General features: G+C 70.4%; 16 protein-coding genes, 5 tRNA genes and 1 pseudogene. 6 read left to right on the top strand and 16 right to left on the bottom strand.

The genetic code is table 11. The features are described from left to right. The first annotated feature begins 3 nt into the window (after positions 1–3). Positions 4–534 (top strand): DUF3515 domain-containing protein, encoded by a 531-nt coding sequence (locus GHR20_RS10835; RefSeq protein ID WP_111585550.1) that lies wholly within the window; start codon positions 4–6, stop codon positions 532–534. A gap of 15 nt (positions 535–549) precedes the next feature. Here the strand turns inward: GHR20_RS10835 and GHR20_RS10840 are convergent, their stop codons facing one another. The 3 genes from GHR20_RS10840 to GHR20_RS10850 form a co-directional block, all read right to left on the bottom strand. Then, positions 550–1,707, bottom strand: a complete 1,158-nt coding sequence (locus tag GHR20_RS10840) for a D-alanine--D-alanine ligase family protein (protein WP_153813055.1) — start codon at positions 1,705–1,707, stop codon at positions 550–552. Between the two features lie 81 nt (positions 1,708–1,788). Then, the gene (locus GHR20_RS10845; RefSeq protein WP_111585548.1) at positions 1,789–2,799 is read right to left on the bottom strand and encodes an NAD(P)H-dependent glycerol-3-phosphate dehydrogenase; all 1,011 of its coding nucleotides are present in this window, start codon (positions 2,797–2,799) and stop codon (positions 1,789–1,791) included. After that, entirely contained in the window at positions 2,796–3,566 is a 771-nt protein-coding gene (locus tag GHR20_RS10850; protein ID WP_153813056.1) for a lysophospholipid acyltransferase family protein, read from the bottom strand. The genes GHR20_RS10845 and GHR20_RS10850 overlap by 4 nt, the downstream gene beginning before the upstream one ends. A 207-nt stretch (positions 3,567–3,773) precedes the next feature. Here GHR20_RS10850 and cofC point away from each other — a divergent pair, with 207 nt between their 5' ends. Together cofC and GHR20_RS10860 are read left to right on the top strand one after the other, a co-directional pair. Further along, positions 3,774–4,412 carry a 2-phospho-L-lactate guanylyltransferase gene (gene cofC, locus GHR20_RS10855; RefSeq protein ID WP_153813057.1) on the top strand — a complete coding sequence of 213 codons (639 nt, stop codon included), beginning with the start codon at positions 3,774–3,776 and terminating at the stop codon, positions 4,410–4,412. A gap of 46 nt (positions 4,413–4,458) precedes the next feature. After that, entirely contained in the window at positions 4,459–4,662 is a 204-nt protein-coding gene (locus GHR20_RS10860) for a hypothetical protein (RefSeq protein WP_111585545.1), read from the top strand. 73 nt (positions 4,663–4,735) lie between these two features. Here GHR20_RS10860 and GHR20_RS10865 read toward each other — a convergent pair whose 3' ends face one another. The 4 genes from GHR20_RS10865 to leuC form a co-directional block, all read right to left on the bottom strand. Continuing rightward, positions 4,736–5,380: an HU family DNA-binding protein gene (locus GHR20_RS10865; protein WP_111585544.1), complete on the bottom strand. Its 645-nt coding sequence runs from the start codon at positions 5,378–5,380 to the stop codon at positions 4,736–4,738. A 136-nt stretch (positions 5,381–5,516) separates the two neighbouring features. Further along, positions 5,517–5,747, bottom strand: a complete 231-nt coding sequence (locus tag GHR20_RS10870; protein WP_111585543.1) for a hypothetical protein — start codon at positions 5,745–5,747, stop codon at positions 5,517–5,519. A 275-nt stretch (positions 5,748–6,022) separates the two neighbouring features. Continuing rightward, positions 6,023–6,616: a 3-isopropylmalate dehydratase small subunit gene (gene leuD, locus GHR20_RS10875; RefSeq protein WP_153813058.1), complete on the bottom strand. Its 594-nt coding sequence runs from the start codon at positions 6,614–6,616 to the stop codon at positions 6,023–6,025. A gap of 5 nt (positions 6,617–6,621) precedes the next feature. Continuing rightward, on the bottom strand, positions 6,622–8,046 hold the full coding sequence (leuC, locus tag GHR20_RS10880) for a 3-isopropylmalate dehydratase large subunit (RefSeq protein WP_153813059.1): 1,425 nt from the start codon (positions 8,044–8,046) through the stop codon (positions 6,622–6,624). Positions 8,047–8,234: 188 nt separating this feature from the next. Between leuC and ndgR the strand changes: the two genes are divergently transcribed. Continuing rightward, positions 8,235–8,951, top strand: coding sequence for an IclR family transcriptional regulator NdgR (ndgR, locus tag GHR20_RS10885; RefSeq protein ID WP_037654641.1), 717 nt, complete (start codon positions 8,235–8,237; stop codon positions 8,949–8,951). Between the two features lie 66 nt (positions 8,952–9,017). Here ndgR and GHR20_RS10890 read toward each other — a convergent pair whose 3' ends face one another. Continuing rightward, positions 9,018–9,539 carry a DUF4188 domain-containing protein gene (locus GHR20_RS10890; protein ID WP_153813060.1) on the bottom strand — a complete coding sequence of 174 codons (522 nt, stop codon included), beginning with the start codon at positions 9,537–9,539 and terminating at the stop codon, positions 9,018–9,020. A 58-nt stretch (positions 9,540–9,597) separates the two neighbouring features. Between GHR20_RS10890 and GHR20_RS10895 the strand changes: the two genes are divergently transcribed. Continuing rightward, the gene (locus GHR20_RS10895) at positions 9,598–10,242 is read left to right on the top strand and encodes a MerR family transcriptional regulator (RefSeq protein WP_153813061.1); all 645 of its coding nucleotides are present in this window, start codon (positions 9,598–9,600) and stop codon (positions 10,240–10,242) included. A gap of 54 nt (positions 10,243–10,296) precedes the next feature. On the opposite strand, the gene GHR20_RS10900 is transcribed toward GHR20_RS10895, so the two are convergent. The 6 genes and pseudogenes from GHR20_RS10900 to GHR20_RS10925 form a co-directional block, all read right to left on the bottom strand. Next, positions 10,297–10,369: transfer RNA gene (locus GHR20_RS10900), tRNA-Glu, on the bottom strand. Positions 10,370–10,397: 28 nt separating this feature from the next. Continuing rightward, positions 10,398–10,469, bottom strand: a tRNA-Gln gene (locus tag GHR20_RS10905). Positions 10,470–10,489: 20 nt separating this feature from the next. Then, positions 10,490–10,562: transfer RNA gene (locus tag GHR20_RS10910), tRNA-Glu, on the bottom strand. 29 nt (positions 10,563–10,591) lie between these two features. Beyond that, positions 10,592–10,664 (bottom strand) — tRNA-Glu (locus GHR20_RS10915). Between the two features lie 21 nt (positions 10,665–10,685). Further along, positions 10,686–10,757 (bottom strand) — tRNA-Gln (locus GHR20_RS10920). Positions 10,758–10,847: 90 nt separating this feature from the next. Further along, positions 10,848–11,228 (bottom strand): annotated as a pseudogene (locus tag GHR20_RS10925) (HAD-IA family hydrolase); the annotation flags it as partial. 56 nt (positions 11,229–11,284) lie between these two features. Here GHR20_RS10925 and GHR20_RS10930 point away from each other — a divergent pair. Next, positions 11,285–11,569: a hypothetical protein gene (locus GHR20_RS10930; RefSeq protein ID WP_153813063.1), complete on the top strand. Its 285-nt coding sequence runs from the start codon at positions 11,285–11,287 to the stop codon at positions 11,567–11,569. A gap of 60 nt (positions 11,570–11,629) precedes the next feature. Here GHR20_RS10930 and gltX read toward each other — a convergent pair whose 3' ends face one another. Both gltX and GHR20_RS10940 read right to left on the bottom strand, forming a co-directional pair. Then, complete coding sequence (gene gltX / locus GHR20_RS10935; protein WP_153813064.1) at positions 11,630–13,117, bottom strand: glutamate--tRNA ligase; 1,488 nt, start codon at positions 13,115–13,117, stop codon at positions 11,630–11,632. Continuing rightward, positions 13,110–13,895, bottom strand: a complete 786-nt coding sequence (locus GHR20_RS10940) for a fumarylacetoacetate hydrolase family protein (protein WP_153813065.1) — start codon at positions 13,893–13,895, stop codon at positions 13,110–13,112. The genes gltX and GHR20_RS10940 overlap by 8 nt, the downstream gene beginning before the upstream one ends. Positions 13,896–14,089: the final 194 nt, after the last annotated feature.

A 14,089-nucleotide genomic window follows, 5' to 3' on the forward strand; every position in this document is an offset into this window, starting at 1 on the left:
CCGGTGAACTTCTTCCGTCACCGGCCCCCCGCCCTGCTCGCCGCCCTGTCCGCGCCGGTCCTGCTGCTCGCGGTCGCGGGCTGCGCCGCGGACGACAGCGCCACGGTCGCGGCTCCCCGGCCCGACGCGAAGACCGCCCCGCTGTGCCGGAGTCTGCACACGGTGCTGCCCGCCACGGTGGACGGGCAGCGGCGCGCCGACCCCGAACCCCGGTCCGTCTACACGGCGGGCTGGGGAAACCCGGCGATCATACTGCGCTGCGGGATCGTCCGGCCGCCGAAGATGATCGACCCCAAGGTGGCCGAGGGCCAGGACCCCGACGCGATCGCGGGCGGGGTCAACGGCGTGGACTGGCTGATGGAGAAGCAGGGCGACGGCACCTGGCGGTTCACGACCGCGAACCGCAGGGCGTACGTCCAGGTGACCCTGCCGAAGAAGCTGTCGGGCCCCGACGACAGCACCCAGGTGCTGGAGGATCTGGCCGCGGCCGTGAAGAAGGCCATCCCCGCGGGGATGGCCTCCATGCGCGGCTGACCGCTCGCCCGCCGCTCAGCGCAGTCCGGTGGACCTGCGCAGCGCGGCCCGCACCAGCAGGTCGATCAGCTCGGGGTAGCCGACCCCGGTCGCCTGCCACATCTGCGGGTACATCGAGATCGGCGTGAACCCGGGCAGCGTGTTGATCTCGTTGATCACGAACTCCCCGTCCTCGGTGAGGAAGAAGTCCGCGCGCACCAGCCCCTCGCAGGACGCCGCCTCGAACGCGTCCACCGCGAGCCGCCGGATCTCCGCGGTCTCCGCCTCGGTGAGCGGCGCCGGGACGATACCGGGCGTGGAGTCGATGTACTTGGCCTCGAAGTCGTAGTACGCGTGCGCGTCCGGCGGCGGGATCTCCGCCGGGACCGAGGCCCGCGGGCCGTCCTCGAACTCCAGGACGCCGCATTCGATCTCGCGGCCGGTGATCGCCGCCTCGATCAGGATCTTCGGGTCGTGCGACTGGGCCTCGGCGATCGCCTCGTCCAGGCCGGAGAGGTCGTCGACCTTGGTGATGCCGATGGACGAGCCGGCCCGGGCGGGCTTCACGAACAGCGGCCAGCCGTGCTCACCGGCGAAGTCCACGATCTTCCTGCGGGCGGCGGCCTCGTCCTGCTGCCACTCGCGGGGGCGGATCACCACGTACGGGCCGACCTTGAGCCCGAAGGAGGTGAAGACCCGCTTCATGTACTCCTTGTCCTGGCCGACGGCCGAGGCGAGCACGCCCGCGCCCACGTACGGCACCCCGGACAGCTCCAGCAGACCCTGGAGGGTGCCGTCCTCGCCGTAGGGGCCGTGCAGCACCGGGAAGACGACGTCGACCTCGCCGAGCGCCTTGGGCACGGAGCCGGGCTCGCTGTAGACGACCTCGCGGTTGGCGGGGGCGACGGGGAGCACCACATCGCCCTCGTGCGACTCCGCCAGGTCCTCGACGGCGGGCAGGGCGCGGTCGGTGATGGCCATCCGCTCCGGCTCGTCGGCCGTCAGCGCCCAGCGGCCGTCCCGCGTGATGCCGATCGGCAGGACGTCGTACTTCGTCCGGTCGATGGCCTTGAGGACGGCGCCGGCGGTGACCACGGAGATCCCGTGTTCGGAGCTGCGGCCACCGAACACGACGGCCACGCGGGGCTTGCGCGACGGCTGCTCAGGGCTCTGGGGAAGGTTCTCGGTGCTCATATCGGGTTGAGAGTACCTGTTGGTAGAGCCCGGATACAGCGTCGACTCCGCCCCGGAACGCACAGAAACGGGCGGCTTCGCTCAGCGTCGTTCAGGCTTCGCGCTGCGCGACATCAGCTCCCTGAGCGCGACGACCGGCGGCTTGCCCTCGTGCACGATGCCGACGACCGTCTCGGCGATCGGCATGTCGACGCCGTGCCTGCGGGCCAGATCCAGCACCGACTCGCAGGACTTGACGCCCTCGGCGGTCTGGCGGGTGACCGCGATGGTCTCCTCCAGGGTCATGCCCTTGCCGAGGTTGGTGCCGAAGGTGTGATTGCGCGACAGCGGCGAGGAGCAGGTGGCGACCAGGTCACCGAGACCGGCGAGACCGGCGAAGGTCAGCGGGTCGGCGCCGAGCACGACCCCGAGCCGCGCGGTCTCCGCGAGGCCCCGGGTGATCAGCGAGCCCTTGGCGTTGTCGCCGAGCCCCATGCCGTCCGCGATGCCGACGGCGAGCCCGATGACGTTCTTCACCGCGCCGCCCAGCTCGCAGCCGACCACGTCGGTCTCGGTGTACGGCCGGAAGTACGGCGTGTGGCAGGCCGCCTGGAGCCGCCGGGCCACGGCCTCGTCGGCGCAGGCCACCACGGCGGCGGCGGGCATCCGGGCGGCGACCTCGCGGGCCAGGTTGGGCCCGGTGACGACGGCGACGCGCTCCGGGCCGACCTTGGCGACGTCCTCGATGACCTCGCTCATCCGCATCGCGGAGCCGAGTTCGACGCCCTTCATCAGGGAGACGAGCACGGTGTCCGGGGCGAGCAGCGGAAGCCACTCGGCGAGGTTCTGGCGCAGGGTCTGGGAGGGGATGGCGAGGACCGTGAACTCCGCGTCGCGCAGCGCCTCGGCGGCGTCCGCGGTGGCCCGCAGGTTCTCCGGGAGCTCCACACCGGCCAGGTAGTCGGGGTTGATCCGGGTGGAGTTGACCGTCTCGGCCAGCTCGGGCCGCCGGGCCCACAGGGTCACGTCGCAGCCGGCGTCGGCGAGCACCATGCCGAAGGCGGTGCCCCAGGAACCGGTGCCCATGACGGCCACCCGCACAGGCGTGCTCACTTGCTCTGCTCCTCTTCCTGCGCGACCTTGGCCTGCGCCTGCGTACGGCGCCGCTGCTCGATCCGCTCGCGGCGCGGGTCGTAGGGCGTCTCGGGCGCCTTCTCGCCGCGGATGTCCTCCAGGAGGCGGGTGATCGCCGCCATGATGACCTCGGTGGCCTCCTTCTGGAGGTCCGGGGTCAGCTCCTTGTCGTAGAAGCGCGACAGGTCCACGGGCGGGCCCGCCAGCACATGGTGGGTCTTGCGCGGGAAGATGTTCGGCTTCTTCGCATAGGCCGGCAGCAGTTCGTTGGCGCCCCACTGGGCGACCGGGATCACCGGGCACTTGGTCTGCAGGGCCACACGGGCGGCGCCGGTCTTCGCGGTCATCGGCCAGCCGTCGGGGTCGCGGGTCAGGGTGCCCTCGGGGTAGAAGGCGACGCACTCACCGCGCTCCACGGCGTCGATCGCGGCGCGGAAGGCGCTCAGCGCGTCCGTGGACTCGCGGTAGACGGGAATCTGTCCGGTGCCGCGCATCGCGGCGCCCACGATTCCCTTCTTGAAAAGGCCGCTCTTCGCGAGGAATCGCGGAACCCGCCCGGTGTTGTACTGATAGTGCGCGTATGCGAAGGGGTCCACGTGGGAATTGTGGTTCACCACGGTGATAAATCCGCCCTCGGCCGGAATGTGCTCCATTCCACGCCAGTCCCGCTTGATCAGAACCACCAGCGGCGGTTTGCAGATCACCGCGGCGAAGCGGTACCAGAAGCCGATTCTGCGGCGGGGCACAAGGACACCTTCCTCTAGGGGGATCCACGGGACTGACCCCGGCGGGGGCCGCACAAGTGTCGCCCCGGAGTGCCGGTCTGTCGAGAACACCGTACGCCCGCCCGTCGCCGGCCCCCGCCCTTCCAAGGCGCTTCGCGCGCCTGCCGAAAGCCCTGGGCCGACGGCCGCGGGTGACAATGATCGCGACGAGAGAGGGGCGGTACGCCGGTGCAGTGGACGTTGGTCATCCCCCTGAAGCCCCTGTCCCGGGCCAAGAGCAGGCTCGCGGACACCGCGGCGGACGGGGTGCGCCCGGGGTTGGTCCTCGCGTTCGCCCAGGACACGGTGGCCGCGGGCCTCGCGTGTCCGGGGGTCGCGGATGTGGTGGTCGTCACGGACGACGGGCGCGCCGGGCGCGAGCTGTCCGCGCTGGGCGCGCGGATCGTCCCCGACACCCCGGCGCGGGGCCTGAACGCGGCGCTGGCGCACGGGGCGGAGGCGGTGCGGCTGGTGCGCCCGGGGGCCGCCGTGGCCGCGCTGAACGCCGATCTGCCGGCGTTGCGGGCGGCGGAACTGGCACGGGTGCTGGGCGCGGCCGCGGAATTCCCCAGGGCGTTTCTCGCGGATGCGGCGGGGGTCGGTACGACCCTGCTCGCGGCGGGCGCGCACCGGGAATTGGACCCGCGGTTCGGCCCGGGGTCGCGGGCCCGGCACCGGGGATCGGGGGCGCGGGAGCTTGTGCTGCGGGGCGTGGATTCGGTGCGGCAGGACGTGGATACGGGGGACGACCTGCGGGCGGCGCTGGCGCTGGGGACCGGGCCGTACACGACCGCCGCGTGCGTCGGCCTGCTGGCACCCGGGGCCTGACCGCATCCCCGTACCTGGCCACCGACCAGGCATTACCCTGAATCCCATGCAGGCCACCGCGTACACGTACGACAGCGAGACCCGGAGCGGGCAGGTGCTGCTCGACGACGGGACCCCCGTGCCCTTCGACGCCGCCGCGTTCGACCGGGGCGGTCTGCGGCTGTTGCGGCCCGGACAGCGGGTGCGGATCGAGACGGAGGGGGCCGAGGGGTCCCCGCGAATCACCCTCGTCACGCTCCAGACCCTGTAACTCCCCTCGCACACGCCGCGGGCCGGACTCCGGCGGGAGTCCGGCCCGGCGCGTGAGTGCCCTGGTCGACGACCTACGCCTTGCGCGCGGTGGCCTTCTTCGCGGTGGTCTTGCGGGCCGTGGACTTCTTGGCCGGCGCCTTCTTCGCGGTGACCTTCTTGGCCGGGGCCTTCTTCGCGGTGGCCTTCTTGGCCGTGGTCTTCTTCGCCGTCGCGGTCTTGGCCGTCGCCGTGGTCTTCTTGGCGGTCGCCTTCTTCGTGGTGGCCTTCTTCGCCGCCGCGGTCGTGGTCTTCTTCGCCGTCGTCTTCTTGGCGGTGGTCTTCTTCGCGGCCGCCTTGGCCGTCTTCTTCGCGGCGGCCTTCTTCACCGTCGCCGCGGCGCCCCCGGTCAGGCTGCCCTTGGGCGCCTTCTTCACCGAGACCTCGCCACCGCGCGGGAGCTTCTTCGAGCCGCTCACCAGGTCCTTGAAGCCCTGACCGGCGCGGAAACGCGGCACGGAGGTCTTCTTGACCCGAACCCGCTCGCCCGTCTGGGGGTTACGGGCGTACCGGGCGGGGCGGTCCACCTTCTCGAAGGAACCGAAACCGGTGACCGAGACCCGCTCGCCCGCGACGACCGCGCGGACGATGGCGTCCAGAACATGATCGACGGCTTCCGCCGCCTGCTGGCGGCCGCCAACCTTCTCGGCAATCGCTTCTACGAGCTGCGCCTTGTTCACGTCTTCCCCTTCGGAGACATCGCCAGAACGAATGTGTTCAAGCTTTTTCGCACGTTAGGCAGATATATACCGCAAATCAAACACGAAACGGGCTTATCACCCTTGTGCCGCAACGGACTCGGCGTTCTCGGGCTGTTCAGCGGTCCTCGTCGGGGATCCGACCCTCGTCGAGGTCCGCGGTGAACCGCTCAAGCCGCCTTGCCGCACCGGCGAGATCGTGCTTGGCCGCGGCCGTAATGACCAGCAGCTTCCGGGTCAGCGCCATCCGTACGCCCTCCGGGACTTGCAGTGCGCGCACTCTTGCGTGCGCTTCCTTGAGTTGGTTCGCGACCGCCGTATAGAGCTGGAGTTGGCCGTCGTGTTCCATGCACAGATTGTGCCATCTGGGGCGAGTTGTCGCCTGCCCAGGGGGCAACTCCCGCCACAAATGGCCTTCCAGGCCCTTGCGGACGGCGCGATCCTCTGCCCCATCTACCCTCCCAACCCCCTTCATAACACGCCAAGTTGAGAAGATCCCCAGCGCCAGGGGGTCCGTACGGGTCCGGACATGCCTGTACCCCCGATCGGGGCGATCGGGGGTACAGGGGGGTTTGTTGGGTGGCCGAAAGCCGACCCCTACGGGATGCGGGGCAGGCTACCGGGTCAGCCCTGGAGGGTCTGCGGCTTGTGGGAGGGCCGCCGCTGCTCGTACGCGGCGATGTCGTCCTCGTTCCGGAGGGTGATGGAGATGTCGTCCAGGCCGTTCAGCAGCCGCCAGCGGGAGTTCTCGTCCAGCTCGAAGGAGGCGGTGACGCCCTCGGCGCGCACCTCGCGCGCCTGAAGGTCCACCGTGATCTCGGCACTCGGGTCGGCCTCGGTCAGCTCCCACAGCGCGTCCACGATCTTCTGCTCCAGAACCACGGTGAGCAGGCCGTTTTTCAGCGAGTTACCACGGAAGATGTCCGCGAAACGGGAGGAGATCACGGTCTTGAAGCCGTAGTTCTGGAGCGCCCAGACGGCGTGCTCACGGGAGGAGCCGGTGCCGAAGTCGGGGCCCGCGACCAGCACGGTGGCACCCTCCCGCTCCGGGCGGTTGAGGATGAAGGCGGGGTCCTTGCGCCATGCCTCGAAGAGCCCGTCCTCGAACCCGTCCCGGGTCACCTTCTTGAGCCAGTGGGCGGGGATGATCTGGTCGGTGTCGACATTGCTGCGGCGCAGCGGGACGGCCCGGCCGGTGTGGGTGGTGAAGGCTTCCATCGTTCTCAGACTCCAGCGGGCGTACGGTCGTCGGTCAGGTCGGCCGGGGAGGCCAGATGGCCCAGGACGGCGGTGGCCGCCGCGACCTGCGGCGACACCAGGTGGGTACGACCGCCCTTGCCCTGCCGGCCCTCGAAGTTGCGGTTGGAGGTGGAGGCGGAGCGCTCGCCCGGGGCCAGCTGGTCCGGGTTCATGCCCAGGCACATCGAGCAGCCCGCGTACCGCCACTCGGCGCCGGCCTCCTTGAAGACCACGTCCAGACCCTCGGCGGCCGCCTGGAGGCCGACCCGCGCGGAGCCCGGCACGACCAGCATCCGTACGCCGTCGGCGACTTTGCGGTCCTTCAGGATCTCGGCGACAGTGCGCAGGTCCTCGATCCGCCCGTTGGTGCACGAACCTACGAAGACGGTGTCCACCTCGATCGAGCGCAGCGGCGCTCCGGCCTCCAACCCCATGTATTCCAGGGCCTTTTCGGCGGCCAGGCGCTCCGATGCGTCTTCGTACGAAGCGGGATCGGGGACCTGGGCCGAAAGCGGCGCACCCTGGCCGGGGTTGGTGCCCCAGGTGACGAACGGGGACAGCGCGGCGGCGTCGATGACGACCTCGGCGTCGAATTCCGCGTCGTCGTCCGTGCGCAGCGTCCTCCAGTGCGCGACGGCCGCGTCCCACTCGGCGCCCTCGGGGGCGTGCGCGCGGCCCTTGAGGTAGTCGAAGGTGATCTCGTCGGGGGCGATCATGCCCGCGCGGGCGCCGGCCTCGATCGACATGTTGCAGATGGTCATCCGGGCCTCCATCGAGAGCTTCTCGATGGCGGAGCCGCGGTACTCCAGGACGTAGCCCTGGCCGCCGCCGGTGCCGATCCGCGCGATGATCGCCAGGATCAGGTCCTTGGCGCTGACGCCCTCGGGCAGTTCGCCGTCGACGGTGATCGCCATGGTCCTGGGGCGGGTCATCGGCAGCGTCTGGGTGGCCAGGACATGCTCGACCTGGGAGGTGCCGATGCCGAACGCCAGCGCGCCGAACGCGCCGTGCGTGGAGGTGTGGGAGTCGCCGCAGACCACGGTCGTACCGGGCTGGGTCAGGCCCAGCTGGGGGCCGACCACGTGCACGACGCCCTGCTCCACGTCGCCCAGCGGGTGCAGCCGCACCCCGAACGCGGCGCAGTTCTTGCGCAGCGTCTCCAGCTGGGCGCGCGAGACCGGGTCGGCGATCGGCTTGTCGATGTCGAGGGTCGGGGTGTTGTGGTCCTCGGTCGCGATGGTGAGGTCGAGGCGGCGCACCTGGCGGCCGTTCTGGCGCAGCCCGTCGAACGCCTGCGGGCTGGTCACCTCGTGCAGCAGGTGCAGGTCGATGTAGAGGAGGTCGGGCTCGCCCTGGGCGCGCCGGACGACGTGGTCGTCCCAGACCTTTTCCGCGAGTGTCCTACCCATCGCTTTCCCTCCGGCCGGCAGGTGTGCGTCCGGCCCAACTAGAGATCTTGAGGGCGGCGCCCGCACCCCAGATTCCGGGCGTCCGCCGCCGGGCCCATCGATGGACGGGCCGCCGTGTCCATCCAGAGTGGCGCGTTCCGAGGAAAATTGAACTTGCGTTTCACAGAGTGAGACGTGAGTATCGTTGCATGGACAACAGTAGCGGCGTCGGCGTTCTGGACAAGGCGGCCCTCGTCCTGAGCGCTCTGGAGTCCGGTCCGGCCACCCTCGCGGGTCTGGTCGGAGCCACCGGACTGGCACGACCCACGGCCCACCGCCTGGCCGTGGCTTTGGAACACCACCGCATGGTGGCGCGCGACATGCAGGGCCGGTTCATCCTCGGACCGCGCCTCGCGGAGCTCGCGGCGGCGGCGGGCGAGGACCGCCTGCTCGCGACGGCGGGCCCGGTGCTCACCCACCTCCGCGATGTCACGGGCGAGAGCGCGCAGCTCTATCGCCGCCAGGGTGACATGCGGATCTGCGTGGCCGCGGCGGAACGGCTGTCCGGTCTGCGGGACACCGTCCCGGTCGGCTCCACGCTCACGATGAAGGCCGGCTCCTCGGCGCAGATCCTGATGGCCTGGGAGGAGCCCGAGCGGCTGCACCGCGGTCTCCAGGGCGCCCGCTTCACGGCGACGGCGCTGTCCGGCGTGCGGCGCCGCGGCTGGGCGCAGTCCATCGGCGAGCGCGAGCCGGGCGTCGCGTCCGTCTCGGCCCCGGTGCGCGGCCCCTCCAACCGCGTGGTGGCCGCCGTCTCGGTCTCCGGCCCGATCGAGCGCCTGACGCGCCACCCGGGCCGGATGCACGCCCAGGCCGTCATCGACGCCGCGACCCGCCTCTCGGAGGCCCTGCGCCGCACGGGCTGAGCGCCCTGTCCCGCGTGGGTCCGCCTCAACGCCGCGGTGGACCCACGCGGGGTGCGGCAGCCGGCCTCAGGCGCTCTTCTCCCCCGCCCCGGCCCCCGCAGACGCGGACGCCGACCGGTAGGCGAACCGGTCCTTGGCGTACCGCCCGCGCTCGGCGAGCGGCACCTGGCCGTGCGCCCTCGCCAGCCCGAACGCCGGCATGTCCGCGTAGATCGCCTCGTACGACCCCTCCGGCACCACGTACGCCTCGTGCCAGATGCCGACCTCGCCGCGCAGCCTGCCCGCCCTCTCCTTGCGGTTCAGCTTCGCCCAGACCTTGTGGTGGAAGGCGTCGGGCGCCGTGGCGTAGGCGTACAGCTTCTCCTTGGACTCCCAGTACTGCACGACGTAGTACGTTCGCGGCGACGCCGTGAGCAGCACCTTCTCCCGCAGCCCGCGCTCCGGGTCCTTCGCCAGCTCCCGCAGCATGCGGAGCATCGCGAGCATCACCGGCACCCACAGATGCACCGCCCGGAAGCGGTTGATGCGCATCCCTATCAGCAGGACGACGACCTCGCCCTTCGCGTCGGCGGTCGTACGGGACACCATGGGCTCCCCCTTCATCGCGTGCTTGGATAGTGCTCTTATCCAAGAAGGGGCGCAAGACATGCGGCTGGCCGAACTGAGCAGACTCAGCGGGGTGTCCACCGCGACGATCAAGTACTACCTGCGCGAGGGCCTGTTGCCGCCGGGCCGGCAGCTGAACGCGACCACGGCGGAGTACGACGAGGAGCATCTGCGCCGGCTGCGTCTGGTGCGGGCGATGATCCAGGTCGGGCGGCTGCCGGTGGCGAAGGTGCGCGAGGTGCTCGGGCATGTGGACGACGAGTCCCTGGGCAGCTCGATCCGGCTGGGCGCCGCGCTGTGGGCGCTGCCGCAGGTGCCGGAGCCGGACGAGGACGACGCGTACGTACGGGCCGCGCACGAGGAGGTCGCGGCGCTCGTGGACCGGCTCGGCTGGGAGAACGCCCAGTGCCTCGCGAGCCTCTCCCCGGCGTACCGCTCGCTGGTGGTGACGGTGGCCGCGTTCCGCCGGCTCGGCTACGACTGGGGGGCCGAACAGCTCGCGCCGTACGCGGAGTTGATGCACCGCACGGCCGTACTGGACCTGGACAACATGGAGACGCTGCCGCCGGGGGCGGAGCGGATCGAGTTCGCGATCCTCGGGGCGATCCTCAACGAGCCCGTGCTGCGGGCGCTGCACCGGCTCGCGCAGGAGGAGGAGACGACGCGGCGGTACGGCTTCGGGTGAGCGGGGCCGGAGAACGGCGAAGGCCCTCCGCCGAAGCGAAGGGCCTTCATTCTGTACCCCCGACCGGATTCGAACCGGCGCTACCGCCTTGAGAGGGCGGCGTGCTAGGCCGCTACACAACGGGGGCCTGGACGCTGCGTTTCCGCAGGTCCGAGCTGGTCTACCTGGACTCGAACCAAGACTAACTGAACCAGAATCAGCCGTGCTGCCAATTACACCATAGACCAATGATGGTTTAGACCAGTCGTACCCCCGACCGGATTCGAACCGGCGCTACCGCCTTGAGAGGGCGGCGTGCTAGGCCGCTACACAACGGGGGCCCTAGCGATCCCGACAAGATCAGGATCAGTACCCCCGACCGGATTCGAACCGGCGCTACTGCCTTGAGAGGGCAGCGTGCTAGGCCGCTACACAACGGGGGCTTTGCAGATAAGCTCTGCGAGCTGGCCTACCTGGACTCGAACCAAGACTAACTGAACCAGAATCAGTCGTGCTGCCAATTACACCATAGGCCACTGGAACTCAACCCCCTGAAGGGTTCTTGTTCTAGTCTGCTCCTCCGGGTTCCGGCCTTTCGGCCCGTTCCCCTCGGCGCAGGAAGAACATTACCCGAAGGTGGACGGGGCTCCAAAACGAGTATCCGAGCGGAGCAGCGCGGGGAGTTCGGACAGGCTGGCGATGCGGTGCGCGACGACGTCCCCGGCGACCCGCACGGACGTCGTACCGCGATCGATCCACACGGACAGCAGCCCGGCCTCGGCGGCCCCGCGCCCGTCGATCTCCGGATGGTCGCCGACGTACGCCGCCTCGTGCGGGGCGAGGTCCAGCGCCGCGCAGGCGGCCAGGAAGGCGCCGGGGCACGGCTTGACGATGAGGCTCAAGTTCGTCAGGACCGCGTGCCGGTGCGTGTGCGCGAGCGCCTCCAGCGCGGGCAGCCCGTCCGGGAACAGTCCCCAGGCCGCCTCGTAGTGCCCCACGTAGCGCTGCCCTCGGCATGAACCGTTCCCCGTTCCGTGGCGTACGGATGCCGTAGCGTGGGGCCATGAGCGAGTACCGAATCCAGTTCACCGTCGAGGCCCGCTCGACCTACGACTCCCTGCCCGGCTCGCGCCAGGCGCAGCTGGACAAGGCCCTGCGGATACTGGCCCGCGATCCGTTCCGCAAGACCTCGACCGCCCAGCTCGGCCCGGACGAGCATCTGCGCAAGGCGTACGTGGCCCCGGGCGTGGTGCTGGAGTACATGGTGGCCGGCGCGATCATGGTCATCGTCGTGCTGGAGATCTTCGACGAGAGCGCCTACCTGGTCGACGAGGCCGACGCGCAGTGACCATGAGACAGGGGCGGCACCCGGAGTCCCGGGTGCCGCCCCTGCTGCGTGCGGTGGGCCCTACGCGGCGAGCCTCGTCAGGGCCGCGTCGATGCGGGCCAGGGTCGTCTCCTTGCCCAGGATCTCCAGGGACTCGAAGAGCGGGAGGCCGACGGTGCGGCCGGTGACGGCGACGCGCACCGGGGCCTGCGCCTTGCCGAGCTTGAGGCCGTGGGCCTCGCCGGCGGCCAGCACGGCCTCCTTGAGGGACTCGGGCGACGTCCAGTCCGCCGCCTCGAGCTTCTCGCGGGCCGTGCGCAGCAGGGCGTCGCTGCCCTCCTTCATCGCCTTGGTCCAGGACGCCTCGTCGAAGACCGGCTCCTCCAGGAACAGGAAGTCGACGTTCTCGGTGATCTCGGAGAGCACCTTCAGACGGGTCTGGGCGTGCGGGGCGATGGCCTGCCACTTGGCCTCGTCGAACGCCTCCGGCGCCCAGGGGGCGAACGGGGCCTTCAGCCAGGTGCGGCAGCGCTCGGTGAACTCCTTCACATCCAGCAGCCGGATGTGGTCGGCGTTGATCGCCTCGCACTTCTTCAGGTCGAAGCGCGCCGGGTTGGGGTTCACGTCGGAGATCTCGAAGGCCGCGACCATCTCCTCGATCGTGAAGATGTCCTGGTCCGCGGAGAGCGACCAGCCCAGCAGGGACAGGTAGTTGAGCAGGCCCTCGGGCAGGAAGCCGCGCTCGCGGTAGAGGTTCAGCGAGGACTGCGGGTCGCGCTTGGAGAGCTTCTTGTTGCCCTCGCCCATCACGTACGGCAGGTGGCCGAAGGCCGGGGTCTGCCGGGCGATGCCCAGCTCCGTCAGCGCCTTGTACAGCGCGATCTGGCGCGGGGTGGAGGAGAGCAGGTCCTCGCCGCGCAGCACGTGCGTGATCTCCATCAGCGCGTCGTCGACGGGGTTGACCAGCGTGTACAGCGGGGCGCCGTTGGCCCGGACGATGCCGTAGTCCGGCACGTTCTCCGGGGTGAAGGTCAGCTCGCCGCGCACCAGGTCGTCGAAGGTGATCGTCTCGTCGGGCATCCGGAACCGGACGATCGGCTGCCGGCCCTCGGCCTGGTACCGCTCGACCTGCTCGGCGGACAGGTCCCGGCAGTGGCCGTCGTAACCGGAGGGCTTGCCGGCGGCACGGGCGGCCTCGCGGCGGGAGTCCAGCTCCTCCTGGGAGCAGTAGCAGTGGTAGGCGTACCCGCCGTCGAGGAGCTTTCGCGCGACGTCGGCGTAGATGTCCATGCGCTGCGACTGCCGGTACGGCGCGTGCGGGCCGCCGACCTCGGGGCCCTCGTCCCAGTCGAAGCCGAGCCAGCGCATCGCGTCGAGCAGCTGGTTGTAGGACTCCTCGGAGTCGCGGGCCGCGTCGGTGTCCTCGATACGGAAGACCAGGGTGCCCTGGTGGTGCCGGGCGAACGCCCAGTTGAACAGGGCGGTGCGGACCAGGCCCACATGGGGGTTGCCGGTGGGCGAGGGGCAGAAACGGACGCGGACGGGAGACGGGGAGGGTGCGCTAGCCACGCTTGACAACCTTGTTGGTGAGAGTGCCGATGCCTTCGATGGTGACGGCGACGTCGTCGCCGGCGTTCAGGGGGCCGACCCCTGCCGGAGTGCCGGTGAGGATGACGTCGCCGGGCAGCAGCGTCATGGCCTCGGTGATGTTGACGATCAGGTCCTCGATGGGGTGGATCATCTCGCTGGTGCGGCCCAGCTGGCGCTGCTCGCCGTTGACGGTGAGCTGCACCGTGAGGTCGCCCGCCCGGGCGAGGTCGATGTCGGTCTCCACCCAGGGGCCGAGCGGGCAGGAGCCGTCGAAGCCCTTGGCCCGGGCCCACTGCTTCTCGCGGCGCTGGACGTCGCGGGCGGTGATGTCGTTGGCGCAGGTGTAGCCGAAGATCACGTCCTTGACGCGCTCGCGGGGCACCTCGCGGCACATGCGGCCGATGACGACGGCCAGCTCGGCCTCGTGGTGCAGTTCCTCGGTGAACGAGGGGTAGCGGATCTCGTCCCCGGGGCCGATCACCGAGGTGGACGGCTTGAAGAAGGCGAACGGGGCCTCGGGCACCTCGTTGCCCAGCTCCCGGGCGTGTTCGGCGTAGTTGCGGCCGAAGGCCACGACCTTGTTGGGGAGGACCGGCGGGAGCAGCCTGACCTTGCTCAGCGGCACCTTGGTGCCGGACAGCTCGTGGTCGGCGAAGGGAATGCCCTTGATGATGTCGAGGACGAGTTCGTCCTCCCTGTCGCCCTCGACCGCGCCGAAGGCTACGTTCCCGTCGATGGAGAACCTGGCGATGCGCACGGGTGCTTGCGCCCCTCACTGAGAACCGGCGTACTGACGCCCAAGGTTAACCGGTCGGGCGGCGCGATGTTCGGCCGGGAGGGCATGGCGAGGGGCTTTTCCGGGGCCGTAATGCGCTTAAGGGGAATTCCCGTTTCCGGTGTTTTCGGGGGCACCGCCGGAGGGACGCCGAACCCGTGCCGGGAGCCTGACCT

This window comes from Streptomyces sp. SUK 48, from assembly GCF_009650765.1.
Taxonomy (GTDB): Bacteria; Actinomycetota; Actinomycetes; order Streptomycetales; family Streptomycetaceae; genus Streptomyces.

What these genes read in the sequence shown, in the direction of transcription:
- GHR20_RS10840 (WP_153813055.1), bottom strand. Translation starts at nt 1,707, where the DNA reads ATGAGCACCGAGAACCTTCCCCAGAGCCCTGAGCAGCCGTCGCGCAAG.
- GHR20_RS10860 (WP_111585545.1), top strand. Translation starts at nt 4,459, where the DNA reads ATGCAGGCCACCGCGTACACGTACGACAGCGAGACCCGGAGCGGGCAG.
- GHR20_RS10870 (WP_111585543.1), bottom strand. Translation starts at nt 5,747, where the DNA reads ATGGAACACGACGGCCAACTCCAGCTCTATACGGCGGTCGCGAACCAA.
- leuD (WP_153813058.1), bottom strand. Translation starts at nt 6,616, where the DNA reads ATGGAAGCCTTCACCACCCACACCGGCCGGGCCGTCCCGCTGCGCCGC.
- leuC (WP_153813059.1), bottom strand. Translation starts at nt 8,046, where the DNA reads ATGGGTAGGACACTCGCGGAAAAGGTCTGGGACGACCACGTCGTCCGG.
- ndgR (WP_037654641.1), top strand. Translation starts at nt 8,235, where the DNA reads ATGGACAACAGTAGCGGCGTCGGCGTTCTGGACAAGGCGGCCCTCGTC.
- GHR20_RS10890 (WP_153813060.1), bottom strand. Translation starts at nt 9,539, where the DNA reads ATGGTGTCCCGTACGACCGCCGACGCGAAGGGCGAGGTCGTCGTCCTG.
- GHR20_RS10895 (WP_153813061.1), top strand. Translation starts at nt 9,598, where the DNA reads ATGCGGCTGGCCGAACTGAGCAGACTCAGCGGGGTGTCCACCGCGACG.
- GHR20_RS10930 (WP_153813063.1), top strand. Translation starts at nt 11,285, where the DNA reads ATGAGCGAGTACCGAATCCAGTTCACCGTCGAGGCCCGCTCGACCTAC.